Consider the following 20,051-nt stretch of genomic DNA (forward strand, 5'->3'; position numbering starts at 1 on the left):
CGCGGGGGGTTGGGCGGGCCTGGGGCGGCGTGGGGGGGCTGCCCGGCGCCGGTGCACCGGCGCCGAGCAGCCAGCAGCCCACGGGCCAGGGACCTAGGAGCCAAGGGCCAGAGGACCAAGGCGAAGAGCAGGCCCTCTGAGGCATGGGCGTGGGCAGGCGGTGGGAGGGCGGGAGGGGTGGGGGTGGGGGGAGGGGCCCAGAGAAGAGAGCGAGGACTAAGAGTCGGGGGGGGGGGGGCGGACGGGACCCGCGCGACGCGGGCGGGGGGCGGCGCGGGCGCGCGCCCCCGCCCCCCCCCCGCCCCCGGGGCCCAGGAAGAACGCGATCCCCGAAGGTCATTGCAGTCCCCGGTCAGGGTGTTGCAACGATCCCTAGAACCCAAGGAGTCGGCGCCGGGGCACTGAGGGGAGCCGGGTGGCTCAGTTGTGGGCGTGGAGGTCGGCGTTGAGGCCGCCCCAGGAGCCGGAGCGGGCGATGACCTCGACGGCGCCGCTCTGGGAGTTGCGGCGGAACAGGAGGTTGTCCTGGCCGGACAGTTCGACGGCCTTGGCGATCTTGCCGTCGGGCGTGGTGACCCGGGTCCCCGCGGTGACGTAGAGGCCGGCCTCGACGACGCAGTCGCTGCCGAGCGAGATGCCGATGCCGGCGTTGGCGCCGAGCAGGCAGCGCTCGCCGACCGAGACGACCTGCTTGCCGCCGCCGGACAGGGTGCCCATGATCGAGGCGCCGCCGCCGATGTCGCTGTGGTCGCCGACGACGACGCCCGCGCTGATCCGGCCCTCGACCATGGAGGTGCCGAGGGTGCCGGCGTTGAAGTTGACGAAGCCCTCGTGCATCACGGTGGTGCCAGCGGCGAGGTGCGCGCCGAGGCGCACGCGGTCGGCGTGGGCGATGCGCACGCCGGACGGGGCGACGTAGTCGGTCATCCGCGGGAACTTGTCGATCCCGTACACGGCGAGCTGGCCGCCCTGCGCGCGGACGGCGAGGCGGGCCGACTCGACCCGGTCGACCGGGACGGGGCCGATGCTGGTCCAGGCGACGTTGGCGAGCAGGCCGAAGATGCCGTCCAGGTTCTGGCCGTGCGGCTGGACGAGGCGGTGGCTGAGCAGGTGCAGGCGCAGGTACACGTCGTGCGTGTCGAGCGGCTTCTCGTCCAGCGAGGCGATGGTGGTGCGCACGGCGACCACCTCGACGCCGCGCCGGGTGTCGGCGCGCAGCGCCTCGGCGGCGCCGGTGCCGAGCTCGGCCTCGGCCTGCTCGGCGGTGAGCCGGACGGTCCCGGCGGGGCCGGGCTCGGTGGTCAGGACGGGGGCGGGGAACCAGGTGTCGAGGACGGTTCCGTCGGCGGCGATGGTGGCCAGACCGGCGGCGACGGCGCCGTTCGGGAGCGTGGTGGATTCAGCAGTCACACCGTGCACGTTAACCAATGCGGGGGCCGGGCGCCGAAAACGCCCACCGTCCGGACACGCCGGGCGCGGGGCGTCGCCGACCGGCCGTGGGCTGGGAAAACCCGGTGCCGAGGGGATCACCGCTCGGCAATACTCGGGCAGGTGTTCATGTCGATTTCCACCACCGGCAGCGCCGAGAGCCCGGCAACGGATCTCGGGTTCCTGCTGCACAAGCATCCCGGCAAGGTCCAGCGGTTCACGACGTCGCACGGCGAGGCCCACGTCTTCTACCCGGAGGCGGGGGACGAGCTCTGCACGGCGGCGCTGCTGCTGGACGTCGATCCGATCGCGCTGGTCCGCAAGGGCCGTGGCAAGGGCCGCGGCGGCTCGCCCGACTTCGCGCTCGCCCAGTACGTCAACGACCGGCCGTACGCCGCGTCCTCGCTGCTCGCGGTGGCGCTGCGGACGGTGTTCCGGTCGGCGATGAAGGGCGTGTGCCAGGCCCGTCCCGAGCTGCCCGAGCTGGCGCGTCCGCTGCGCATCGCGCTGCCCGCGGTGCCCGCGAACGGCGTGGGCGAGGGCGGCGGCCCGGAGATGGTGGCCCGGCTGTTCGAGCCGATGGGCTGGCGGGTCGAGGCGGAGGCGGTCCCGCTGGACGAGGCGTTCCCGGAGTGGGGCGAGTCGCGGTACGTGCGGATCGAGCTGGCCGCGGAGTCCGTGCGCCTGTCCGACGCGCTCCATCAGCTGTACGTGCTGCTGCCGGTGCTGGACGGTGCCAAGCACTACTGGGTGGCCCCGGACGAGGTGGACAAGCTGCTGGCCGCGGGGGAGGGCTGGCTGGCCGATCACCCCGAGCGGGCCCTGATCACCCGGCGCTACCTGTCGCGGCGCTGGTCGCTGACCAGGGCGGCGATGGAGCGCCTGGAGCTGGCCCGTCTCGCGGAGGCGGACGACCGCGAGGTCGAGGAGATCGACAACGCGGTCGCCGACGAGCCCGACGAGACCGCCCAGGAGATCCCGGGCGCGCCCACCGGCACCGCGCCCGCATCCGGCAACCCCGGCAACCCCGGCAACCCCGGCAACCCCGGCAACCTCGGCAACCCCGAGAACCCCGAAGCCCCGGCCCCCGGGAAGCAGCCGTCCCTCGCCGAGCAGCGCCGCGCCGCGATCCTGGCGGCCCTGCGCGAGACCGGTGCGACGAAGGTCGCCGACCTCGGCTGCGGCCAGGGCGAGCTGATCGGAGCGCTGCTGAAGGACGCCCGGTTCACCGGGATCCTCGGTGTGGACGTGTCCGTGCGGGCGCTGCGGGTGGCGGCCCGCAAGCTGCGCCTGGAGCGCCTGCCGGAGCGGCAGGCGGCCAGGGTGACGCTGGCGCAGGGCGCGCTGACGTACACGGACGCGCGGCTGAAGGGCTTCGACGCGGCGGTGCTGTGCGAGGTGATCGAGCACCTGGACCTGCCCCGGCTGCCCGCGTTGGAGTCCGCGGTGTTCGGCTCGGCCCGTCCGGGCGCGGTCGTCGTGACCACGCCGAACGCGGAGTACAACGTGCGCTGGGAGAGCCTGCCGGCGGGCGCCGTCCGGCACGCGGACCACCGCTTCGAGTGGTCGCGGGCCGAGTTCCGGGCCTGGGCGGAGCGGGTGGCCTCGGCGTACGGCTACACCGTCGAGCTGCGCCCGGTCGGTCCGCAGGACCCGGAGGTCGGCCCGCCGACCCAGCTGGCCCTCTTCCGCACCGCCGTCGGCACCGCCACCGACACCGCCGTCGGCACCGCCGCCGGCACCACCACCGACACCGCCGCCGGCACCACCGCCACCACCGCCGATACAGAAACCACCACCGCCACCACCACCCCGACGCCCGAAGGAGGCGAACCCCGATGACCGACGAAGCAACCCCGGCCTCCGACGAGGCACGGACCCCCGAAGCACCGTCCGTCCCGGCCGCCCCCCGCCGCCTCCCCGTCACGGACGTCTCCCTCGTCGTCCTGATCGGCACGAGCGGCTCGGGCAAGTCCACCTTCGCCCGCCGCCACTTCCTGCCCACCCAGGTCGTCTCCTCCGACTTCTGCCGCGGCCTGGTCGCCGACGACGAGAACGACCAGTCGGCCTCCGCCGAGGCCTTCGACGTCCTGCACTACATCGTCGGCAAGCGCCTCGCCGCCGGCCGTCTGACGGTCGTGGACGCGACCAACGTCCAGCCCGAGGCGCGCCGCCAGCTGGTGAAGATCGCGCGCGACCACGACGTGCTGCCGATCGCGATCGTCCTGGACGTCCCGCCCGGTGTCTGCGCGGAGCGCAACCGCACCCGGCCGGACCGCCAGCTGCCGCCCCACGTCATCCCCCGCCAGAACCGCGAACTGCGGCGCTCCCTGCGCGGGTTGGAGCGCGAGGGCTTCCGCAAGGTGCACATCCTGCGCGGCGCGGCGGAGGTGGCGGCGGCCGGGATCGAGCTGGAGAAGCGCTACAACGACCTGCGCCACCTCACCGGCCCGTTCGACGTCGTCGGCGACATCCACGGCTGCCGATCCGAGCTGGAGACCCTGCTGACCCGCCTCGGCTACGTCCTCACCCGGGACGCCGAGGGGCGCCCGGTGGACGCCGCGCACCCGGACGGCCGCACCGCCGTCTTCGTCGGAGATCTGGTCGACCGCGGCCCGGACACCCCCGGCGTGCTGCGCCTGGTGATGGGCATGGTGGCGGCCGGCCACGCGCTGTGCGTGCCGGGCAACCACGAGAACAAGCTGGGCCGCGCGATGGACGGCAAGAAGGTCACCGTCTCGCACGGCCTCCAGGAGTCGCTGGACCAGCTGGCGGGCGAGAGCGAGGAGTTCAGGGCCGAGGTGCGCGCGTTCATGCGCGGCCTGGTCAGCCACTACCTGCTGGACGGCGGCGCGCTGGTGGTGTGCCACGCCGGTCTGCCGGAGAAGTACCACGGCCGGGCCTCCGGCCGGGTGCGCTCGCACGCGCTGTACGGGGAGACGACCGGCGAGACCGACGAGTACGGCCTGCCGGTGCGTTACCCGTGGGCGGAGGAGTACCGGGGCCGGGCGCTGGTGGTCTACGGCCACACGCCGGTGCCGACGGCGGGCTTCGTCAACAACACCATCTGCCTGGACACCGGCGCCGTGTTCGGCGGCAGCCTGACGGCGCTGCGCTACCCGGAGCGCGAGCTGGTGAGCGTGGCGGCCGAGCGCGAGTGGTACGCGCCGGTGCGTCCGATGATCACCGACGCGCCGGGCGCGCGGGAGGGCCGTCCGCTGGACCTCGCCGACGTGGCGGGCCGGCGGATCGTCGAGACCGGGCTGCACGGCCGGGTCGCCGTCCGGGAGGAGAACGCGGCGGCGGCGCTGGAGGTGATGAGCCGCTTCGCGCTGGATCCGCGGCTGCTCGCCTACCTGCCGCCGACGATGGCCCCGACGGCCACCTCCCGCCGGGACGGCTTCCTGGAGCACCCCGACGAGGCGTTCGCCGCTTTCCGGGCGGACGGCGTCCGGCAGGTCGTGTGCGAGGAGAAGCACATGGGCTCGCGCGCGGTGGTGCTGGTGGCCCGGGACGAGGCGGCGCTGGAGAAGCGCTTCGGCGTGGCCGGTCCCGGTGCGATCTGGACCAGGACGGGCCGCGCGTTCCTCAGCGACGACGCCCTGACGGCCGCGGTGCTGGGCCGGGTGCGGGCCGCCGCCGAGCGGGCCGGGCTGTTCGAGGAGCTGGGCACCGGCTGGCTGCTGCTCGACGCCGAGCTGATGCCGTGGTCCCTGAAGGCCGTCGAGCTGCTGCGCCGCCAGTACGCGGCGGTCGGCGCGGCGGCGGGCGCCGCGTTGCCGGTGGTGCTGTCGGCGCTGGAGCAGGCGGCCGGGCGCGGTCTGGACGTCGAGGGGCTGACGGCCCGGCAGCGGCAGCGCGCCGCCGACGCGGGGGCGTTCACCGAGGCGTACCGGCGCTACTGCTGGCCGACCGAGGGGCTGTCCGGCGTCCGGCTCGCGCCGTTCCAGGTGCTGGCCGCCGAGGGGGCGAACCTCGCGGTGCGCCCGCACGACGAGCACCTCGCCTGGATCGACCGCCTGGTGGACGCCGACGCCGCCGCGACCACGTCCGCGGGCGGTCCGGCCGCGCCCCTGCTCCACCGCACCGGCCGGCTCGTGGTGGACACCGCCGACGAGGCGTCCGTGGCCGCGGGCGTCGCGTGGTGGGAGGAGCTGACCGGGGCCGGCGGCGAGGGCATGGTGGTGAAGCCACTGGGCTCGCTGGTGCGCACGGAGCGCGCCGAGGGCCGTCCGGGCGGCCTGGTCCAGCCCGGCGTCAAGGTGCGCGGCCGTGAGTACCTGCGCATCATCTACGGCCCGGACTACACCGAGCACCTGGACCGGCTGCGCGAGCGCGCCCTCGGCCACAAGCGCTCGCTGGCGCTGCGCGAGTACGCGCTGGGCCTGGAGGCGCTGGACCGGCTGGCGGCGGGCGAGCCGCTGTGGCGGGTGCACGAGGCGGTGTTCGCGGTCCTGGCCCTGGAGTCCGAACCGGTCGACCCGCGCCTGTAGGAGCACCGTGCCGGGGTGGGGGCCGGGGCGAGACCCGGGGCAGGAGCCGGGGTGAGAATCGAGGGGGAGTCCGACCGGGCTCCCCCTCGGCCGTTCCGCTCGGCCGTTCCCCTCCCGTCCACCCCCACTCTGCATATAAATTCAGAGCATCGTATACACTTGCCGCTTTCCCGTCCGTCCCGTCACCCCAGGAGCCCGGCATGGCCTTCAACCTCCGGAACAGGCACTTCCTCAAGGAGCTCGACTTCACTCCCCAGGAGTTCCGCTTCCTGGTGGACCTCGCGGCCCGGCTCAAGGCGGCGAAGTACGCGGGCACGGAGCAGCCCCGGCTGCGCGGCAAGAACATCGCGCTGATCTTCGAGAAGACCTCCACCCGGACCCGCTGCGCCTTCGAGGTCGCCGCGCACGACCAGGGCGCGAGCACCACCTACCTGGACCCGTCCGGTTCGCAGATCGGCCACAAGGAGTCGATCAAGGACACCGCCCGGGTGCTGGGCCGGATGTTCGACGGCATCGAGTACCGCGGCCACGGCCAGGAGGTCGTCGAGGAGCTCGCCGCGCACGCGGGCGTGCCGGTCTGGAACGGCCTGACCGACGAGTGGCACCCGACCCAGATGCTGGCCGACGTGCTCACCATGACCGAGCACACGGCCAAGCCGCTCACCGGCATCGCCTTCGCCTACCTCGGCGACGCCCGCTCCAACATGGGCAACTCGCTGCTGGTCACCGGCGCCCTGCTCGGCATGGACGTCCGGATCGTCGCGCCGCGCGCAGTCTGGCCGGCCGAGGACGTCCGGAAGGCGGCGCACGCGCTCGCCGAGACCACCGGCGCCCGGATCACCCTCACTGAGGACGTGGCCGAGGGCGTGGCCGGCGCCGACTTCCTCTACACGGACGTCTGGGTCTCGATGGGCGAGCCCAAGGAGGTCTGGGCCGAGCGGATCGAGCTGCTCAAGCCGTACCAGGTGTCGATGGACACCGTCCGGGCCACCGGCAATCCGGACGTGAAGTTCCTGCACTGCCTGCCGGCCTTCCACGACCTCGGCACCGAGGTCGGGCGGCAGATGTACGAGGCCACCGGGATGACCGAGCTGGAGTGCACCGACGAGTTGTTCGAGTCGGCGCACTCCATCGTGTTCGACCAGGCGGAGAACCGGCTGCACACCATCAAGGCGGTCCTGGTCGCCACCCTCGGGTCCTGAGGAGCGCCGGACGGGCTACCGGTCCAGCTTGATGCAGCCCACCCGGTCGGCCGCCGCGTGCGGGCCGGCCGGGGTGCCCGCGTGCAGCACCAGCGAGCGGGCCTCGCCGGCCCGCGCCTGCCAGTCCACCGCGGCCGTGGCGGTGCCGTCGCCCCGGTCGTCGGTGCGCAGCACGAGCCGCAGCTCGTTGCGGTCGTTGGCGTAGGCCGGGTCGGTGGACGGCTGCACCGGGTCGACGACGTTCTGGTAGTGCGGCCCGGACGAGGTCGGCACGGTCCCGCAGGTGCCGGTGTGCAGGTGGACCGGGAACTCGTGGCCGGGCGCGAGTCCGGTGACGGCCAGGGTGAGCACCGTCCGCCCGGCCGTCGAGCGGTCGGTGACGACGGTGGCGTGCGAGCCGTACGGCACGAGGTCGTCGGCGTAGCTGATGGCGGCGGGCGGGACGAAGGCCGAGGCCGGGTCGAAGTCGGCCTCGATGACGGACACCGGTGCGACGGCGGGTGCGAGCAGCGCGAGCGGCAGCAGGGCGGAGGCGAACGGGAGGGGCATCGGCGGGCCTTCCACGGGCGGGGTGACGGTCGCCGTGCTCAACGCGCCCGGGCCGCCCGGGACACCGCCCCGGCAGGGCCGCCCGGGACACCCCCGCCCGGGGGCGGCCCGGCTACTCCGGTGTGCGCCGGATGCCGCGGATCTCGCAGCGCGGCCCGCTGGCCCGCATGAGCCGCAGGTCCGCGGTGATCAGCGGCGCCCCGTACCGCTCGGCGACGGCGACGTACGCGGCGTCGTCCGGGGTGAGGTTGTCCTTGAGCTCCCAGATCCGGCCGAGCAGCGGCGCCACCTCGACCTTGCGGATCGCCACCGCGGCCAGTTCGCCGGTGAGTTCGGCGACCCGTCCGGCGGTGAGCTCCTTGGCCAGGTAGAGGCCGCGCAGCGACTGCATCACCTCGACGATGACGTGCTCCGGCGCCAACCACTCGCCGTCGGCCGCCAGTTCGGCCCGGGCCGCGGCACCGCGCGGCCCCTCGTCGGCCAGCGCGAGCACCAGCGCGGACGCGTCCACCACGATCATCAGCCGACCCCTGCCCGTCCCCGGCGTTCCCGCACGTCACCGACTCCCCGCCACCGTACCGGCCCGGCCCCCACCCACCGGAACCGGGCCGTGGGGCCAGGCCGCCGGAACCGGGCCGCCGGAACCGGGCCGTGGAACCGCGGTCAGCCGCCGAGGAACGGTGCGGCCAGCAGCCCCGCGAGCATGGAGGTGGCGTTGGCGGTGCCGGAGGCGATCCAGGGGAGCGGGTCGCGCGGGCGCAGGCCCGTGAGCGGGCGGAGGAGGAGGGCCTCGACGGCGCAGACCGCCGCCTCGCTGAGGCCGAAGGCCGTCCAGTACGCTGCGGCGGGCCCGCCGGTCCAGTGCCGGAGGGTCCACCAGAGCACGGGGTGCGTCGCCAGGTTGACCAGCACGGCGGCGGCCGCGGCCCGGCCCGGGCGGACGGGCCCGGCGAGGCTCAGGGCGGCGGTGTAGACGGGTGTCTCGGTCAGCAGCGTGAGGGCCAGGGCCACGGGGTAGCGCACGGCAGGGGATCGTGCCATGGGGAGGGGGAGCGTGGCGATCACGGGTGCGGGGGCGGCCCGCGGCGGGGCCTGGCCGGCGGCCGGGCCGGGGCTGCGGCTGGGCGCTGCGCCGCAGGCGGGTTTCGTGGTGGCGGGCGCGCTGGCGCTGGTGCTGGCGCTGCGGGCGCCGACCGGGCTGGCGGTGCTGGGGCTGGCGGCCTTCGGGCTGCTCCACAACGTGCTGGAACTGCGGTACGTGGCGGGCCGCTTCGCGGTGGTGCTGGCGGGTCCGCTGCTGCGGCTGCTGCTCGTCCTCGTCACCGGCATCGTCGTGTGCCGGCTGCTGCCGCCGTCCGTCTACTCCCGGTCGGCGGAGATCCTGCTGGCGTACGGGCTGCTGGTGGCGGCGAGTTGGTACGGGCTGCGCTCGCGTCCGGTGCTGCTGGCGGGTGCCGTGGCGGTGCTGGCGGCCGCCGCCGCCGGGTCGCTGTCGTTCCCGGCGTACCACTTCGTGGTGCTGGCGCACCTGCACAACGTGGTGCCGCTGCTGTTCCTGTGGGAGTGGTCGCGGCGGCTGGCGCGGGGGCGTGCGCTGTTCCTGGCGCTGCAGTTCACGTGGGTGCTGCTGGTGCCGGCCCTGCTGCTGAGCGGGCTGCTGGACGGCCTGCTGGCGGGCGCTACGGGCGCTACGGGCACGGCGGGCGGCTGGATGGCCCGCCTGGAGAGTTCCTACACGCCGCCCGCGTGGCTGGCCTCGCACCTCGGCCTGCGCTTCCTGGCGGTGTTCGCGTTCCTGCAGACGATGCACTACGTGGTGTGGGTGTGGTTCCTGCCGCGCTACGCGCCGGAGGCGGCCGAGGGTTTCGAGGCCCGGGTGCCGGCGCTGCGCGGTGCGCGCGCGTGGGCGCTGGGGGCGGCGGCGGGCGGGGTGCTGGCGGTGCTGTTCGCGGCCGACTACGCGCAGGGCCGCGCGCTGTACGCGGCGGTGGCGAGCTATCACGCCTACCTGGAGTTCCCGGTGCTGCTGATGCTGGTCCTGGGGGCCGCCCACGAGGGTGCCTCCGTGCGAATCGAGGAGAAGACATGACGAGGATGCTGGCCGATGTCGCCCCGGCGCCGGTGGCCGGAGGCGGGCTGCTGCTGGTCCTGCTGCTGCTCGGCGGGGTGGTGGCGGGGGCGGTGTGGCTGATCCGGCTGGAGCGCAAGCGGCGCGGCCCGGACGGTCGCTGAACTGGGCGGACGCCGACCCGGGCATGCCTGCGGTGGTGAACGCGGCGGCATGCACTATGGTTTATCTCGACATCGAGATAACTGCCCCTTACCATATATCTCGACATCAAGATACTTGCCGAGAGGCGCTCACCGGCGATGGCGGCAAGGTCAGCCTAAGTAAGGCTGACCTTACCACCGTGGTGGCCGGATATCGCGTGAAGCACCCAGAAGGAGTCAGTCGTGTCCGCGAACAGCTTCGACGCCCGCAGCTCGCTGCAGGTGGGCGACGAGTCGTACGAGATCTTCAAGCTCTCCGCCGTCGAGGGTTCCGAGCGGCTGCCCTACAGCCTCAAGGTGCTGCTGGAGAACCTGCTGCGCACCGAGGACGGCGCGAACATCACCGCCGCCCACATCGGCGCGCTCGGCAACTGGGACGCCACCGCCCAGCCGAGCCAGGAGATCCAGTTCACCCCGGCCCGCGTGATCATGCAGGACTTCACCGGCGTGCCGTGCGTGGTCGACCTCGCCACCATGCGCGAGGCCGTCAAGGAGCTGGGCGGCGACCCGGCCAAGATCAACCCGCTGGCCCCGGCCGAGCTGGTCATCGACCACTCGGTCATCGCCGACAAGTTCGGCACCCCGGACGCCTTCGTCCAGAACGTCGAGATCGAGTACGGCCGTAACAAGGAGCGCTACCAGTTCCTGCGCTGGGGCCAGACCGCGTTCGACGAGTTCAAGGTCGTCCCGCCGGGCACCGGCATCGTCCACCAGGTGAACATCGAGCACCTGGCCCGCACGGTCATGGTCCGTAACGGCCAGGCCTACCCGGACACCTGCGTCGGCACCGACTCGCACACCACCATGGTCAACGGCCTGGGCGTGCTGGGCTGGGGCGTCGGCGGCATCGAGGCCGAGGCCGCCATGCTGGGCCAGCCGGTCTCCATGCTGATCCCGCGCGTCGTCGGCTTCAAGCTGACCGGCCAGCTGCCGGCCGGCACCACCGCCACCGACCTCGTCCTCACCATCACCGAGATGCTGCGCAAGCACGGTGTGGTCGGCAAGTTCGTCGAGTTCTACGGCGACGGCATCGGCGCCATCCCGCTGGCCAACCGCGCCACCATCGGCAACATGTCGCCGGAGTTCGGCTCCACCTGCGCGATCTTCCCGATCGACGCGGAGACCATCAACTACCTGAAGCTCACCGGCCGCGACGAGCAGCAGCTCGCCCTGGTCGAGGCGTACGCCAAGGAGCAGGGCCTCTGGCACGACCCGTCGGTCGAGCCGGTCTACTCCGAGTACCTGGAGCTGGACGTCTCCACCGTCGTCCCGTCGATCTCCGGCCCGAAGCGCCCGCAGGACCGCGTGATCCTGGCCGAGGCCGCCGAGCGGTTCGCCGAGGCGCTGCCGGCCTACTCGGCCGAGGCCTCCAAGCCGACCACCGTCACCGCCCCCGACGGCTCGACGTACGAGATCGACAACGGCGCGGTCGTGATCGCCTCGATCACCTCCTGCACCAACACCTCCAACCCCTCCGTCATGCTGGGCGCCGCCCTGCTGGCGAAGAAGGCCGTGGAGAAGGGCCTGACGGTCAAGCCCTGGGTCAAGACCACCCTGGCGCCCGGCTCCAAGGTCGTCATGGACTACTACGAGAAGGCCGGCCTGCTCCCGTACATGGAGAAGCTGGGCTTCAACCTGGTCGGCTACGGCTGCGTCACCTGCATCGGCAACTCGGGCCCGCTGCCCGAGGAGGTCTCGGCCGCCGTCAACGAGTCCGACCTCGCCGTCGTCTCGGTGCTCTCCGGCAACCGCAACTTCGAGGGCCGGATCAACCCGGACGTCAAGATGAACTACCTGGCCTCCCCGCCGCTGGTGGTCGCCTACGCCCTCGCCGGCAACATGAACGTCGACATCACCAAGGACGCCCTGGGCCAGGACGCCGACGGCAACGACGTCTTCCTCGCCGACATCTGGCCGTCCGAGCAGGAGGTCGCCGCCACCGTCGCCGGCTCCATCGACCAGGACATGTTCGACAAGGGCTACCAGGACGTCTTCGCCGGCGACCACCGCTGGCAGTCGCTCCCGGTCCCGACCGGCAACACCTTCGAGTGGGACGCCGAGTCCACCTACGTCCGCAAGCCCCCGTACTTCGAGGGCATGGCCAAGACCCCGAGCCCGGTGACCGACATCGCCGGCGCCCGCGTCCTGGCCAAGCTGGGCGACTCGGTCACCACCGACCACATCTCCCCGGCCGGCAACATCAAGCCGGGCACCCCGGCGGCGCAGTACCTGACCGCCAACGGCGTCGAGAAGCGCGACTTCAACAGCTACGGCTCGCGCCGCGGCAACCACGAGGTCATGATCCGCGGCACCTTCGCCAACATCCGCCTGCGCAACCAGATCGCGCCGGGCACCGAGGGCGGCTACACCCGCGACTTCACCCAGGCCGACGGCCCGGTGTCGTTCATCTACGACGCCTCGCAGAACTACCAGGCCGCCGGCACCCCGCTGGTCGTCCTGGCCGGCAAGGAGTACGGCTCCGGCTCGTCCCGCGACTGGGCCGCCAAGGGCACCGCGCTCCTGGGCGTCAAGGCCGTCATCGCCGAGTCGTACGAGCGCATCCACCGCTCGAACCTGATCGGCATGGGCGTCCTGCCGCTGCAGTTCCCGGAGGGCCAGAACGCCGACTCCCTCGGCCTGACCGGCGAGGAGACCTTCTCCATCACCGGCGTGACCGAGCTCAACGACGGCACCACCCCGGCGACCGTCAAGGTCGTCGCCGGCGCCGTCGAGTTCGACGCGGTCGTCCGCATCGACACCCCCGGTGAGGCGGACTACTACCGCAACGGCGGCATCCTGCAGTACGTGCTGCGCTCGCTGATCGGCTGAGCACACCCGTAGCGCCAGGTCGGCCGGGTCGCATCCCCTCGGGGGTGCGGCCCGGCCGTCGTGGTAGTACCACGGAAGCATGGCGACGACAGCGGACACCTGGGGGACGATCCACGCCGAGCGGCGCGCCCTGCTCGCCGACGTGCGGGACCTCACCCCGGAGCAGTGGGCGACCCCCTCGCTCTGCACCGGGCGGAGCGTGCAGGACACCCTCGCGCACATGGCGGCGACGGCCCGGATGACGCCGCCCGGCTTCTTCCTGAAGCTCGCCAGGGCGGGCTTCCGCTTCGAGGACATGGCCGCCCGCGAGATCGCCGAACTGACGAGCGGGACGCCCGCGGACACCCTCGCCGCCTTCCGGGCGCAGCTGGACTCGGTCGGCCACCCGCCGGGCCCGGTCGACAGCTGGCTGGGCGAGACGGTGGTGCACGCCGAGGACATCCGCCGCCCGCTCGGCCTCGCCCGGGCGTACCCGGTGGCGGCGCTGACCCGGCTGGCGGACTTCTACCGGGGCTCCAACCTGCTCATCGGCGGCAAGCGGAGGGTCGAGGGGCTGACCCTGCGGGCCACGGACGCGGACTGGGCGGCGGGCAGCGGCCCCGAGGTGCGGGGCCCGGTGCTCGCGCTCCTGCTGGCGGTCACCGGGCGCAAGGTGGCGCACGCCGAGCTGGAGGGCGAGGGCCTGCCGCTGCTGGCCTCGCGCAACTGACGCTCCAGGCAGGGACGTTCACGCAAACACGTTCACGCAAGCACGTTCACGCAGCGACGTTCACGCAGCGACGTTCACGCAACGACGTTCACGCAACGACGGAGGGGCCCGCCGTCCGTACGGCGGGCCCCTCGTCTTCCGTGAACGGTCAGGCCCGGTCGCAGGCCTGGGCGCGCAGGGCGCGGGCGAGGTCGTCCCGGCGCTCGATCACCAGGCGGCGCAGCGCGGGCGCCGCGTCGGGGTGGCCGTCCAGCCAGGCGTCGGCCTCGGCGAGGGTCGGCTCGCCGATCTGGGCGCTCGGGAAGAAGCCGCCGACGAAGCGCATCGCGATCTCGATGGTGCGCTCGGCCCAGATCTTCTCCAGGAGCTTGAAGTAGGGCGCCGCGTAGAGGGCGGTGAGGTCGCGGTGGGCGGGCAGCGCGAAGCCGGCGATGTTGGCCTCGACCAGGGCGTTGGGCAGTTCGTCGGAGTCGACGACGGCCGACCAGGCGGCGGCCTTGGCCTCGGGGGTGGGGCGGGCGGCCAGGCACTGGGTGTACTGGCGCTTGCCGCCGGCGGTGTTGTCGGCGGCGAGCTCCCCGGCGAGCTCGTCGTCGGAGGCCTGCCCGGCGGCGGCCAGGGCGAGCCACAGCGCCCAGCGCAGCTCCTGGTCGACGTCGAGGCCGTCGATCCGGGCGCTGCCGGCGAGCAGGCCGCGGACCAGGCCGAGGTGTTCGGCGCCGCCCGCGGTCTGGGCGAGGAAGCGGGCCCAGGCGAGCTGGTGGTCGCTGCCGGGGACGGCCCCGCGCAGTTCGCGCAGGGCGCCGTCGGCGAGCAGCCGGCCGCCCTCGGCGCGCCAGGCGGGGTCGGCGTAGAGGTCGACGGCGGTCTTGGCCTGGGTGTGCAGGGACTGCAGGACGCCGATGTTGCCCTCCTGGCCGGCGAAGCGCAGCACCAGGGCGACGTAGTCGCGGGCGGGCATGAGGCCGTCGCGGGTGAGGTTCCAGACGGCGGACCAGGCGAGGGCGCGGGCGAGGTCGTCGCCGATCTCGCCGAGGCCGGTGCGCAGGGTCTCCAGCGAGGCGTCGTCGAAGCGGATCTTGCAGTAGGTGAGGTCGTCGTCGTTGAGCAGGACGAGCGCCGGGCGGGGGCGGCCGGCGGCCTCGGCGACGACGGTGCGGGCGCCGGTGACGTCGAGCTCGATCCGGGCGGTGCGCACCAGCGTGCCGTCGGAGTCGTGGTCGTAGAGGCCGACGGCGATCCGGTGCGGGCGCAGCACGGCCCCGTCCTGGAGGACGGCGAGTTCGGTGATCCGGCCCTCGGCGTCGGCGGTGACCTGCGGGGTGAGCGAGTCGACGCCGGCGGTCTGCAGCCAGGCGGCGGCCCAGGACTTGAGGTCGCGGCCGCTGGTCTCCTCCAGGATGCCCAGCAGGTCGGCGAGTTCGGTGTTGCCGAAGGCGTGGCGCTTGAAGTAGCGGCGGGCGCCCTCGAAGAAGGCGTCCGAACCGGCGTACGCGACCAGCTGCTTGAGGACGGAGGCGCCCTTGGCGTAGGTGATGCCGTCGAAGTTGAGCTTGGCGGCTTCGAGGTCGCGGATGTCGGCGGTGATGGGGTGGGTGGTGGGCAACTGGTCCTGCCGGTAGGCCCAGGCCTTGCGCTGGTTGGCGAAGGTGACCCAGGCCGAGCTGTAGCGGGTGCGGGCGCCGATCAGCCCGTAGGAGCCCATGAAGTCGGCGAAGGACTCCTTGAGCCACAGGTCGTCCCACCAGCGCATGGTGACGAGGTCGCCGAACCACATGTGCGCCATCTCGTGCAGGATGACGTTGGCGCGGCCCTCGTAGGCGGCGTCGGTGACCTTCGAGCGGAAGACGAAGTCCTCCTTGAAGGTGACGCAGCCGGGGTTCTCCATGGCGCCGATGTTGTACTCGGGCACGAAGGCCTGGTCGTACTTGCCGAACGGGTACGGGTAGTCGAACTGCTCGTGGAAGAAGTCGAGTCCGAGCTTGGTGACGCCGAGGATCTCGTCCGCGTCGAAGTGGCGCGCGAGGGACTTGCGGCACATCGCGGAGAGCGGGATCTCCAGGGTGGTGCCGTCGGGCAGCTCGCGGCTGTAGTGGTCGCGGGCGATGTGGTAGGGGCCGGCGACGACGGCGGTGAGGTAGGTGGAGATCGGCTTGGTCGGCGCGAACTCCCAGGTGCGGGCGCCCTCTTCGGTGTCGACGCGCTCGTGGACGGCGTTGGACCACACGTCCCACGCGGCCGGGGCGGTCACGGTGAAGGTGAACGGGGCCTTCAGGTCGGGCTGTTCGAAGGTGGCGAAGACGCGTCGGGCGTCGGCCGGCTCGTAGTGGGTGTAGAGGTAGGTCTCGCCGTCGGCCGGGTCGACGAAGCGGTGCAGGCCCTCGCCGGTGCGGCTGTAGGCGCAGTCGGCGTCGATGGTGAGGACGTTGTCGGCGGCGAGGCCGTCGACGTGGACGCGGGCGCCGTCGAAGGCGGTGGCCGGGTCGATCGCGCGGCCGTTCAGGGTGATCGAGCGGACGGCGGGGGCGAGCAGGTCGAGGAAGGTGGCGGTGCCGGGCCGGGCGCAGCGGAAGGCGACCGTGGTGGTGGAGCGGAAGGTCGCGGCCGCGGGGTCGGGCGCGGAGGTCACGTCCAGCCGGACCCGGTAGCCGTCCACGGTCAGGATGCTGGCCCGCTGCTGGGCTTCGTCGCGGCTCAGGTTCTTGCCCGGCACGGCGGTACTCCTTTGTCCGGCTCGCACGGTGGTGCGTTCTGGTCTGTGCTCTCCTGCGCGGCTTCGGCGCATCAGGGGCATCCTTTCACGCCGTCGCGCGCCAGTACCATTGCACAGGCCGGTGGGCCGGGGCGGAATCAGCGGGGCCGGGCGGGTGTTGGCGCCTGGACGGGGGGAACGCCTTTCCGCCCGTGATTTCCCCGGACACCTCACGAAGGACGACCGCAGTGACGACTGCCGCCGAGCGCAAGACCGCCGACTTCTGGTTCGACCCGCTGTGCCCGTGGGCGTGGATGACGTCCCGCTGGCTGATCGAGGTGCAGCAGCTGCGTCCGGTGGACGTGAACTGGCACGTGATGAGCCTGTCGGTGCTCAACGAGGGCCGCGACCTGCCGCAGCAGTACCGCGACCTGATGGACAAGGGCTGGGGCCCGGTCCGGGTGTGCGTCGCGGCGGCGCAGCAGCACGGCGAGGAGGTGCTCGGCCGGCTCTACACCGAGCTCGGCCTGCGCCTGCACAACCGGGCGATGCCGCTGGAGCGGGCGACGGTCGAGGAGGCGCTGGTCGCGGCGGGTCTGCCGGTCGAGCTGGCCGACGCGGCCGACACCGACGCGTACGACGAGGCCCTGCGCGCCTCGCACAAGGAGGGCATCTCGCTGGTCGGCGAGGACGTCGGCACCCCGGTGATCGCCGTCGAGGGCGCGGACGGCGACCGGGTCGCGTTCTTCGGCCCGGTGGTCACCCCGACCCCGCGCGGCGAGGCGGCGGCCCGGCTGTGGGACGGCACCCTGCTGGTGGCCTCCACCCCGGGCTTCTACGAGATCAAGCGCACCCGGACGGCGGGCCCGTCCTTCGAGTGACGCCCGCGGCGGAACGCGGGAGGCCCGGCACCACCTGGTGCCGGGCCTCTTCCCGTGCCTCTTCCGTGCGTGCGCCGCTACCGCGGGGCCGCGTCCCTGCGCTGCTTGAGCAGCCCGGCGGCGGTCAGCAGGGCGACCAGCACCCCGGCCGCGTACAGCTGCTGGCGGTTGCCCTCGGTGGTGGTCATCAGCGCGAGGATGCCGGCCACGGCGGCCATGGCCACCCAGGTCAGGTACGGGTAGCCCCACATCTTCACGGTGAGCAGCTCGGGCGCCTCGCGCTCCAGCCGGCGGCGCATCCTCAGCTGGACGAGGCAGATGAACAGCCAGACCACGAGGATCGCGACGCCGGTGGTGTTCATCAGCCAGGTGAACACCGTCGCGGGCCAGAACTTGGCGGCCAGCACGGCGCCGAAGCCGAACAGGCAGGAGGCCAGCACCGCCCGGCGCGGCACGCCGCCGCTCACCCGGGCCAGCGCCTTGGGGCCCTGTCCGCGGCCGACCAGCGAGTACGCCATCCGGGAGGCGCCGTAGATGTTGGCGTTCATCGCGGACAGCAGCGCGATCAGCACCACCGCCTCCATGATCGTCCCGGCGCCGGGCACCCCGAGGTGGCGCAGCACGGTGACGTACGGGCCGTCCTGGACGACGGCCGGGTCCTTCCAGGAGACGAGGGTGACGACCAGGGCCATCGAGCCGATGTAGAAGATCGCGATCCGCCAGACCGCCGTCCGCACCGCGTTGGCGACGTTCTTCTTCGGGTCGTCGGACTCGGCGGCGGCGATGGTGACGGTCTCCAGGCCGCCGTAGGCGAACACCGAGGCGAGCAGACCGACGATCAGTCCGCTGACGCCGGTGGGCAGGAAGCCGCCCTGGCCGGTCAGGTTGGTGGCGCCGGGGGCGCCGGGGCCGAGGACGCCGGCCACGCCGAGGCCGCCGAGGACCAGGAACGCGACGATCGCGGCGACCTTGATCGTGGCGAACCAGAACTCGAACTCGCCGAAGTTCTTCACGGCGGTGAGGTTGCTGGCGCAGAAGAAGACCATGAACAGACCGACCCAGACCCACGCCGAGACGCCGGGTATCCAGCCGTTGACGATCTTCCCGGCCGCGGTGGCCTCGGCGGCGACTCCGCAGCACAGCATGACCCAGTACATCCAGCCGGCGGTGATCCCGGCCCAGGGGCCGATCTCCTTCTCGGCGTGGACGGAGAACGAGCCGGAGGCCGGGCGGGCGGCGGACATCTCGCCGAGCATCCGCATGATCAGCATGACCAGCAGGCCGGAGAGCGTGAACGCGAGGATGATGGCGGGCCCGGCCGCCGCGATGCCCGCGCCGGAGCCGACGAAGAGGCCGGCGCCGATCACCCCGCCGAGCGCGATCATCGACAGGTGGCGCTGCTTCAGCCCGTGCGAGAGCTGCTGGCCGGCGGCCGGGGGAGCGGTGTCGCTGCTCCCGGGCGCCGGGGGCGCGGAGGTGGGGGCCATGGAGGGGGATCCAGACTGTGCGGAATGCGGCATGAGTTGTCCAATATCCGGGGACACCCCTGTCCATGCCAAGGGCGGGCGAGCCGGGCCCACCATGCGGACCCCGCGGTGACGCCGGGTCGGCGGGTGGTCACGTTCCGTCGATCGGGCGGTTCCGACAAGGTCCTGCGGTGGGGGTTTGTCCGAAACCGTGAAGGTGGCGGAGTCGATCACCGCGTAGGTTCACAGGTGTTCACTCACCTGGACCCCACGAGGAGTTCCCCCATGGCCATTGCCGGCACGTCGATACCGACCCGCGCCGTCCTCGCCGACCTGCTGCCCGCCGCCACCACCCGTCTCGGCGCGCAGGCCCGCGATCTCGCCCTGGTCGCCGGCGGCGCCGCGCTGACCGGCGTCGCCGCCCAGCTCTCGGTCAACGTCCCGGGCTCGCCGGTGCCCGTCACCGGCCAGACCTTCGCCGCCCTGCTGGTCGGCACCGCGCTCGGCGCCCGCCGCGGCGTCGCCTCGCTCGCCCTCTACCTGCTGGCCGGCCTGGCGGGCCTGCCCTGGTTCGCCGAGGGCACCTCGGGCTGGGCGATGCCCTCGCTCGGCTACGTGCTCGGCTTCGTCCTCGCGGCCGGCCTGACCGGCGCCCTGGCCCGCCGCGGCGCCGACCGCAGCCCGGTCAACACCGCCGTGACGATGGTCCTCGGCACCCTCGCGATCTACGCGGTGGGCGTCCCGTACCTGGCCTTCTCGCTGCACGTGCCGCTCGCCCGGGCCGCCGAGCTCGGCCTCTACCCGTACCTGGTCGGCGACGCCCTCAAGGCCGCGTTCGCCGCCGGCGCCCTCCCGCTCGTCTGGCGCCTGGCCGGCAAGCGGTAGCCGGCGGCGGCGGGCCGACGCGGGCGCCCGGCGCCCCCTGCGGAGCCCGGGTGCCCGCGCATGCCACACTCATGGGCATGCGCGTGTACCTGGGCTCCGACCATGCCGGATACGAACTGAAGAACCACCTCGTGGAGTGGCTCAAGGAGGCCGGCCACGAGCCGGTCGACTGCGGGCCGCACATCTACGACGCCGAGGACGACTACCCGCCGTTCTGCCTGCGCGCCGCCGAGCGCACCGCCGCCGACGCCGACGCCCTCGGCATCGTGATCGGCGGCTCGGGCAACGGCGAGGCGATCGCCGCCAACAAGGTCAAGGGCGTGCGGGCCGCACTGGCCTGGAGCGTGCAGACCGCCGAGCTCGGCCGTCAGCACAACAACGCCAACGTGATCTCGGTCGGCGGCCGCATGCACACCGTCGAGGAGGCCACCAAGTTCGTCGAGGTCTTCCTCGGCACCCCTTACAGCGGCGAGGCCCGGCACACCCGCCGGATCGAGATGCTGAGCGAGTACGAGACCACCGGCGAGCTCCCGCCCCGGCCCCCGCCCCCACCCCCCCCCTGGGGGACGGGCCCCCCCCCCCAAAACACACCCCCACCCCCACGCGCGGGCGCGCCCCCCCCCCGCGCGCGCCCCCCGCAGCCCCC

Annotated in this window: 15 protein-coding genes and 1 pseudogene; 10 read left to right on the forward strand and 6 right to left on the reverse strand. The window is 73.2% G+C overall.

Going from position 1 to position 20,051, the window contains the following annotated elements; translation table 11 throughout:
* Nucleotides 1–420: 420 nt before the first annotated feature.
* The gene (gene dapD / locus ACFV4G_RS26490; RefSeq protein WP_380444504.1) at nucleotides 421–1,410 is read right to left on the reverse strand and encodes a 2,3,4,5-tetrahydropyridine-2,6-dicarboxylate N-succinyltransferase; all 990 of its coding nucleotides are present in this window, start codon (nucleotides 1,408–1,410) and stop codon (nucleotides 421–423) included.
* A gap of 141 nt (nucleotides 1,411–1,551) precedes the next feature.
* On the opposite strand from dapD, the gene ACFV4G_RS26495 reads away from it, so the two are divergent.
* From ACFV4G_RS26495 to argF, 3 genes are all read left to right on the forward strand, one after another.
* Nucleotides 1,552–3,270, forward strand: a complete 1,719-nt coding sequence (locus ACFV4G_RS26495; protein ID WP_380444505.1) for a 3' terminal RNA ribose 2'-O-methyltransferase Hen1 — start codon at nucleotides 1,552–1,554, stop codon at nucleotides 3,268–3,270.
* The gene (locus ACFV4G_RS26500; RefSeq protein WP_380444506.1) at nucleotides 3,267–5,921 is read left to right on the forward strand and encodes a polynucleotide kinase-phosphatase; all 2,655 of its coding nucleotides are present in this window, start codon (nucleotides 3,267–3,269) and stop codon (nucleotides 5,919–5,921) included. Before ACFV4G_RS26495 ends, ACFV4G_RS26500 begins: the two co-directional genes overlap by 4 nt.
* A gap of 200 nt (nucleotides 5,922–6,121) precedes the next feature.
* Entirely contained in the window at nucleotides 6,122–7,123 is a 1,002-nt protein-coding gene (argF, locus tag ACFV4G_RS26505) for an ornithine carbamoyltransferase (RefSeq protein WP_380444507.1), read from the forward strand.
* Between the two features lie 15 nt (nucleotides 7,124–7,138).
* Here the strand turns inward: argF and ACFV4G_RS26510 are convergent, their stop codons facing one another.
* The 3 genes from ACFV4G_RS26510 to ACFV4G_RS26520 all read right to left on the reverse strand — a co-directional run bounded on the left by ACFV4G_RS26510 (nucleotide 7,139) and on the right by ACFV4G_RS26520 (nucleotide 8,695).
* Nucleotides 7,139–7,672, reverse strand: coding sequence for a superoxide dismutase family protein (locus ACFV4G_RS26510; RefSeq protein ID WP_380444508.1), 534 nt, complete (start codon nucleotides 7,670–7,672; stop codon nucleotides 7,139–7,141).
* A 112-nt stretch (nucleotides 7,673–7,784) separates the two neighbouring features.
* The gene (locus tag ACFV4G_RS26515; RefSeq protein WP_380444509.1) at nucleotides 7,785–8,192 is read right to left on the reverse strand and encodes a type II toxin-antitoxin system VapC family toxin; all 408 of its coding nucleotides are present in this window, start codon (nucleotides 8,190–8,192) and stop codon (nucleotides 7,785–7,787) included.
* Nucleotides 8,193–8,335: 143 nt separating this feature from the next.
* A complete protein-coding gene (locus ACFV4G_RS26520) occupies nucleotides 8,336–8,695 on the reverse strand; it encodes a hypothetical protein (RefSeq protein WP_380444510.1) in 360 nt (119 codons plus the stop codon).
* 31 nt (nucleotides 8,696–8,726) lie between these two features.
* On the opposite strand from ACFV4G_RS26520, the gene ACFV4G_RS26525 reads away from it, so the two are divergent.
* From ACFV4G_RS26525 to ACFV4G_RS26540, 4 genes are all read left to right on the forward strand, one after another.
* On the forward strand, nucleotides 8,727–9,761 hold the full coding sequence (locus ACFV4G_RS26525) for a hypothetical protein (RefSeq protein ID WP_380444511.1): 1,035 nt from the start codon (nucleotides 8,727–8,729) through the stop codon (nucleotides 9,759–9,761).
* Nucleotides 9,758–9,904: a hypothetical protein gene (locus tag ACFV4G_RS26530; RefSeq protein ID WP_380444512.1), complete on the forward strand. Its 147-nt coding sequence runs from the start codon at nucleotides 9,758–9,760 to the stop codon at nucleotides 9,902–9,904. Before ACFV4G_RS26525 ends, ACFV4G_RS26530 begins: the two co-directional genes overlap by 4 nt.
* A 222-nt stretch (nucleotides 9,905–10,126) precedes the next feature.
* A complete protein-coding gene (gene acnA, locus ACFV4G_RS26535; RefSeq protein ID WP_380444513.1) occupies nucleotides 10,127–12,772 on the forward strand; it encodes an aconitate hydratase AcnA in 2,646 nt (881 codons plus the stop codon).
* Between the two features lie 79 nt (nucleotides 12,773–12,851).
* Nucleotides 12,852–13,481, forward strand: a complete 630-nt coding sequence (locus ACFV4G_RS26540) for a maleylpyruvate isomerase family mycothiol-dependent enzyme (protein WP_380444514.1) — start codon at nucleotides 12,852–12,854, stop codon at nucleotides 13,479–13,481.
* Nucleotides 13,482–13,629: 148 nt separating this feature from the next.
* Here ACFV4G_RS26540 and pepN read toward each other — a convergent pair whose 3' ends face one another.
* The gene (pepN, locus tag ACFV4G_RS26545) at nucleotides 13,630–16,194 is read right to left on the reverse strand and encodes an aminopeptidase N (protein ID WP_380444515.1); all 2,565 of its coding nucleotides are present in this window, start codon (nucleotides 16,192–16,194) and stop codon (nucleotides 13,630–13,632) included.
* 227 nt (nucleotides 16,195–16,421) lie between these two features.
* Between pepN and ACFV4G_RS26550 the strand changes: the two genes are divergently transcribed.
* Nucleotides 16,422–17,054, forward strand: coding sequence for a disulfide bond formation protein DsbA (locus tag ACFV4G_RS26550; RefSeq protein ID WP_380444516.1), 633 nt, complete (start codon nucleotides 16,422–16,424; stop codon nucleotides 17,052–17,054).
* Between the two features lie 77 nt (nucleotides 17,055–17,131).
* Here the strand turns inward: ACFV4G_RS26550 and ACFV4G_RS26555 are convergent, their stop codons facing one another.
* The gene (locus tag ACFV4G_RS26555) at nucleotides 17,132–18,541 is read right to left on the reverse strand and encodes an amino acid permease (RefSeq protein WP_380444517.1); all 1,410 of its coding nucleotides are present in this window, start codon (nucleotides 18,539–18,541) and stop codon (nucleotides 17,132–17,134) included.
* Between the two features lie 264 nt (nucleotides 18,542–18,805).
* Here ACFV4G_RS26555 and ACFV4G_RS26560 point away from each other — a divergent pair, with 264 nt between their 5' ends.
* A complete protein-coding gene (locus tag ACFV4G_RS26560; RefSeq protein ID WP_380444518.1) occupies nucleotides 18,806–19,405 on the forward strand; it encodes a biotin transporter BioY in 600 nt (199 codons plus the stop codon).
* A 77-nt stretch (nucleotides 19,406–19,482) separates the two neighbouring features.
* Nucleotides 19,483–19,959 (forward strand): annotated as a pseudogene (locus ACFV4G_RS26565) (ribose-5-phosphate isomerase); the annotation flags it as partial.
* Nucleotides 19,960–20,051: the final 92 nt, after the last annotated feature.

The sequence above is a fragment of the Kitasatospora sp. NPDC059747 genome (assembly GCF_042732955.1).
Classification (GTDB): domain Bacteria; phylum Actinomycetota; class Actinomycetes; order Streptomycetales; family Streptomycetaceae; genus Kitasatospora.

Bases quoted from the DNA above. Each gene is read 5' to 3' on its own strand.
- argF (WP_380444507.1), top strand. From the start codon at position 6,122: ATGGCCTTCAACCTCCGGAACAGGCACTTCCTCAAGGAGCTCGACTTC.
- ACFV4G_RS26515 (WP_380444509.1), bottom strand. From the start codon at position 8,192: ATGATCGTGGTGGACGCGTCCGCGCTGGTGCTCGCGCTGGCCGACGAG.
- ACFV4G_RS26560 (WP_380444518.1), top strand. From the start codon at position 18,806: ATGGCCATTGCCGGCACGTCGATACCGACCCGCGCCGTCCTCGCCGAC.
- ACFV4G_RS26530 (WP_380444512.1), top strand. From the start codon at position 9,758: ATGACGAGGATGCTGGCCGATGTCGCCCCGGCGCCGGTGGCCGGAGGC.
- ACFV4G_RS26510 (WP_380444508.1), bottom strand. From the start codon at position 7,672: ATGCCCCTCCCGTTCGCCTCCGCCCTGCTGCCGCTCGCGCTGCTCGCA.
- ACFV4G_RS26500 (WP_380444506.1), top strand. From the start codon at position 3,267: ATGACCGACGAAGCAACCCCGGCCTCCGACGAGGCACGGACCCCCGAA.
- ACFV4G_RS26555 (WP_380444517.1), bottom strand. From the start codon at position 18,541: ATGGCCCCCACCTCCGCGCCCCCGGCGCCCGGGAGCAGCGACACCGCT.
- ACFV4G_RS26540 (WP_380444514.1), top strand. From the start codon at position 12,852: ATGGCGACGACAGCGGACACCTGGGGGACGATCCACGCCGAGCGGCGC.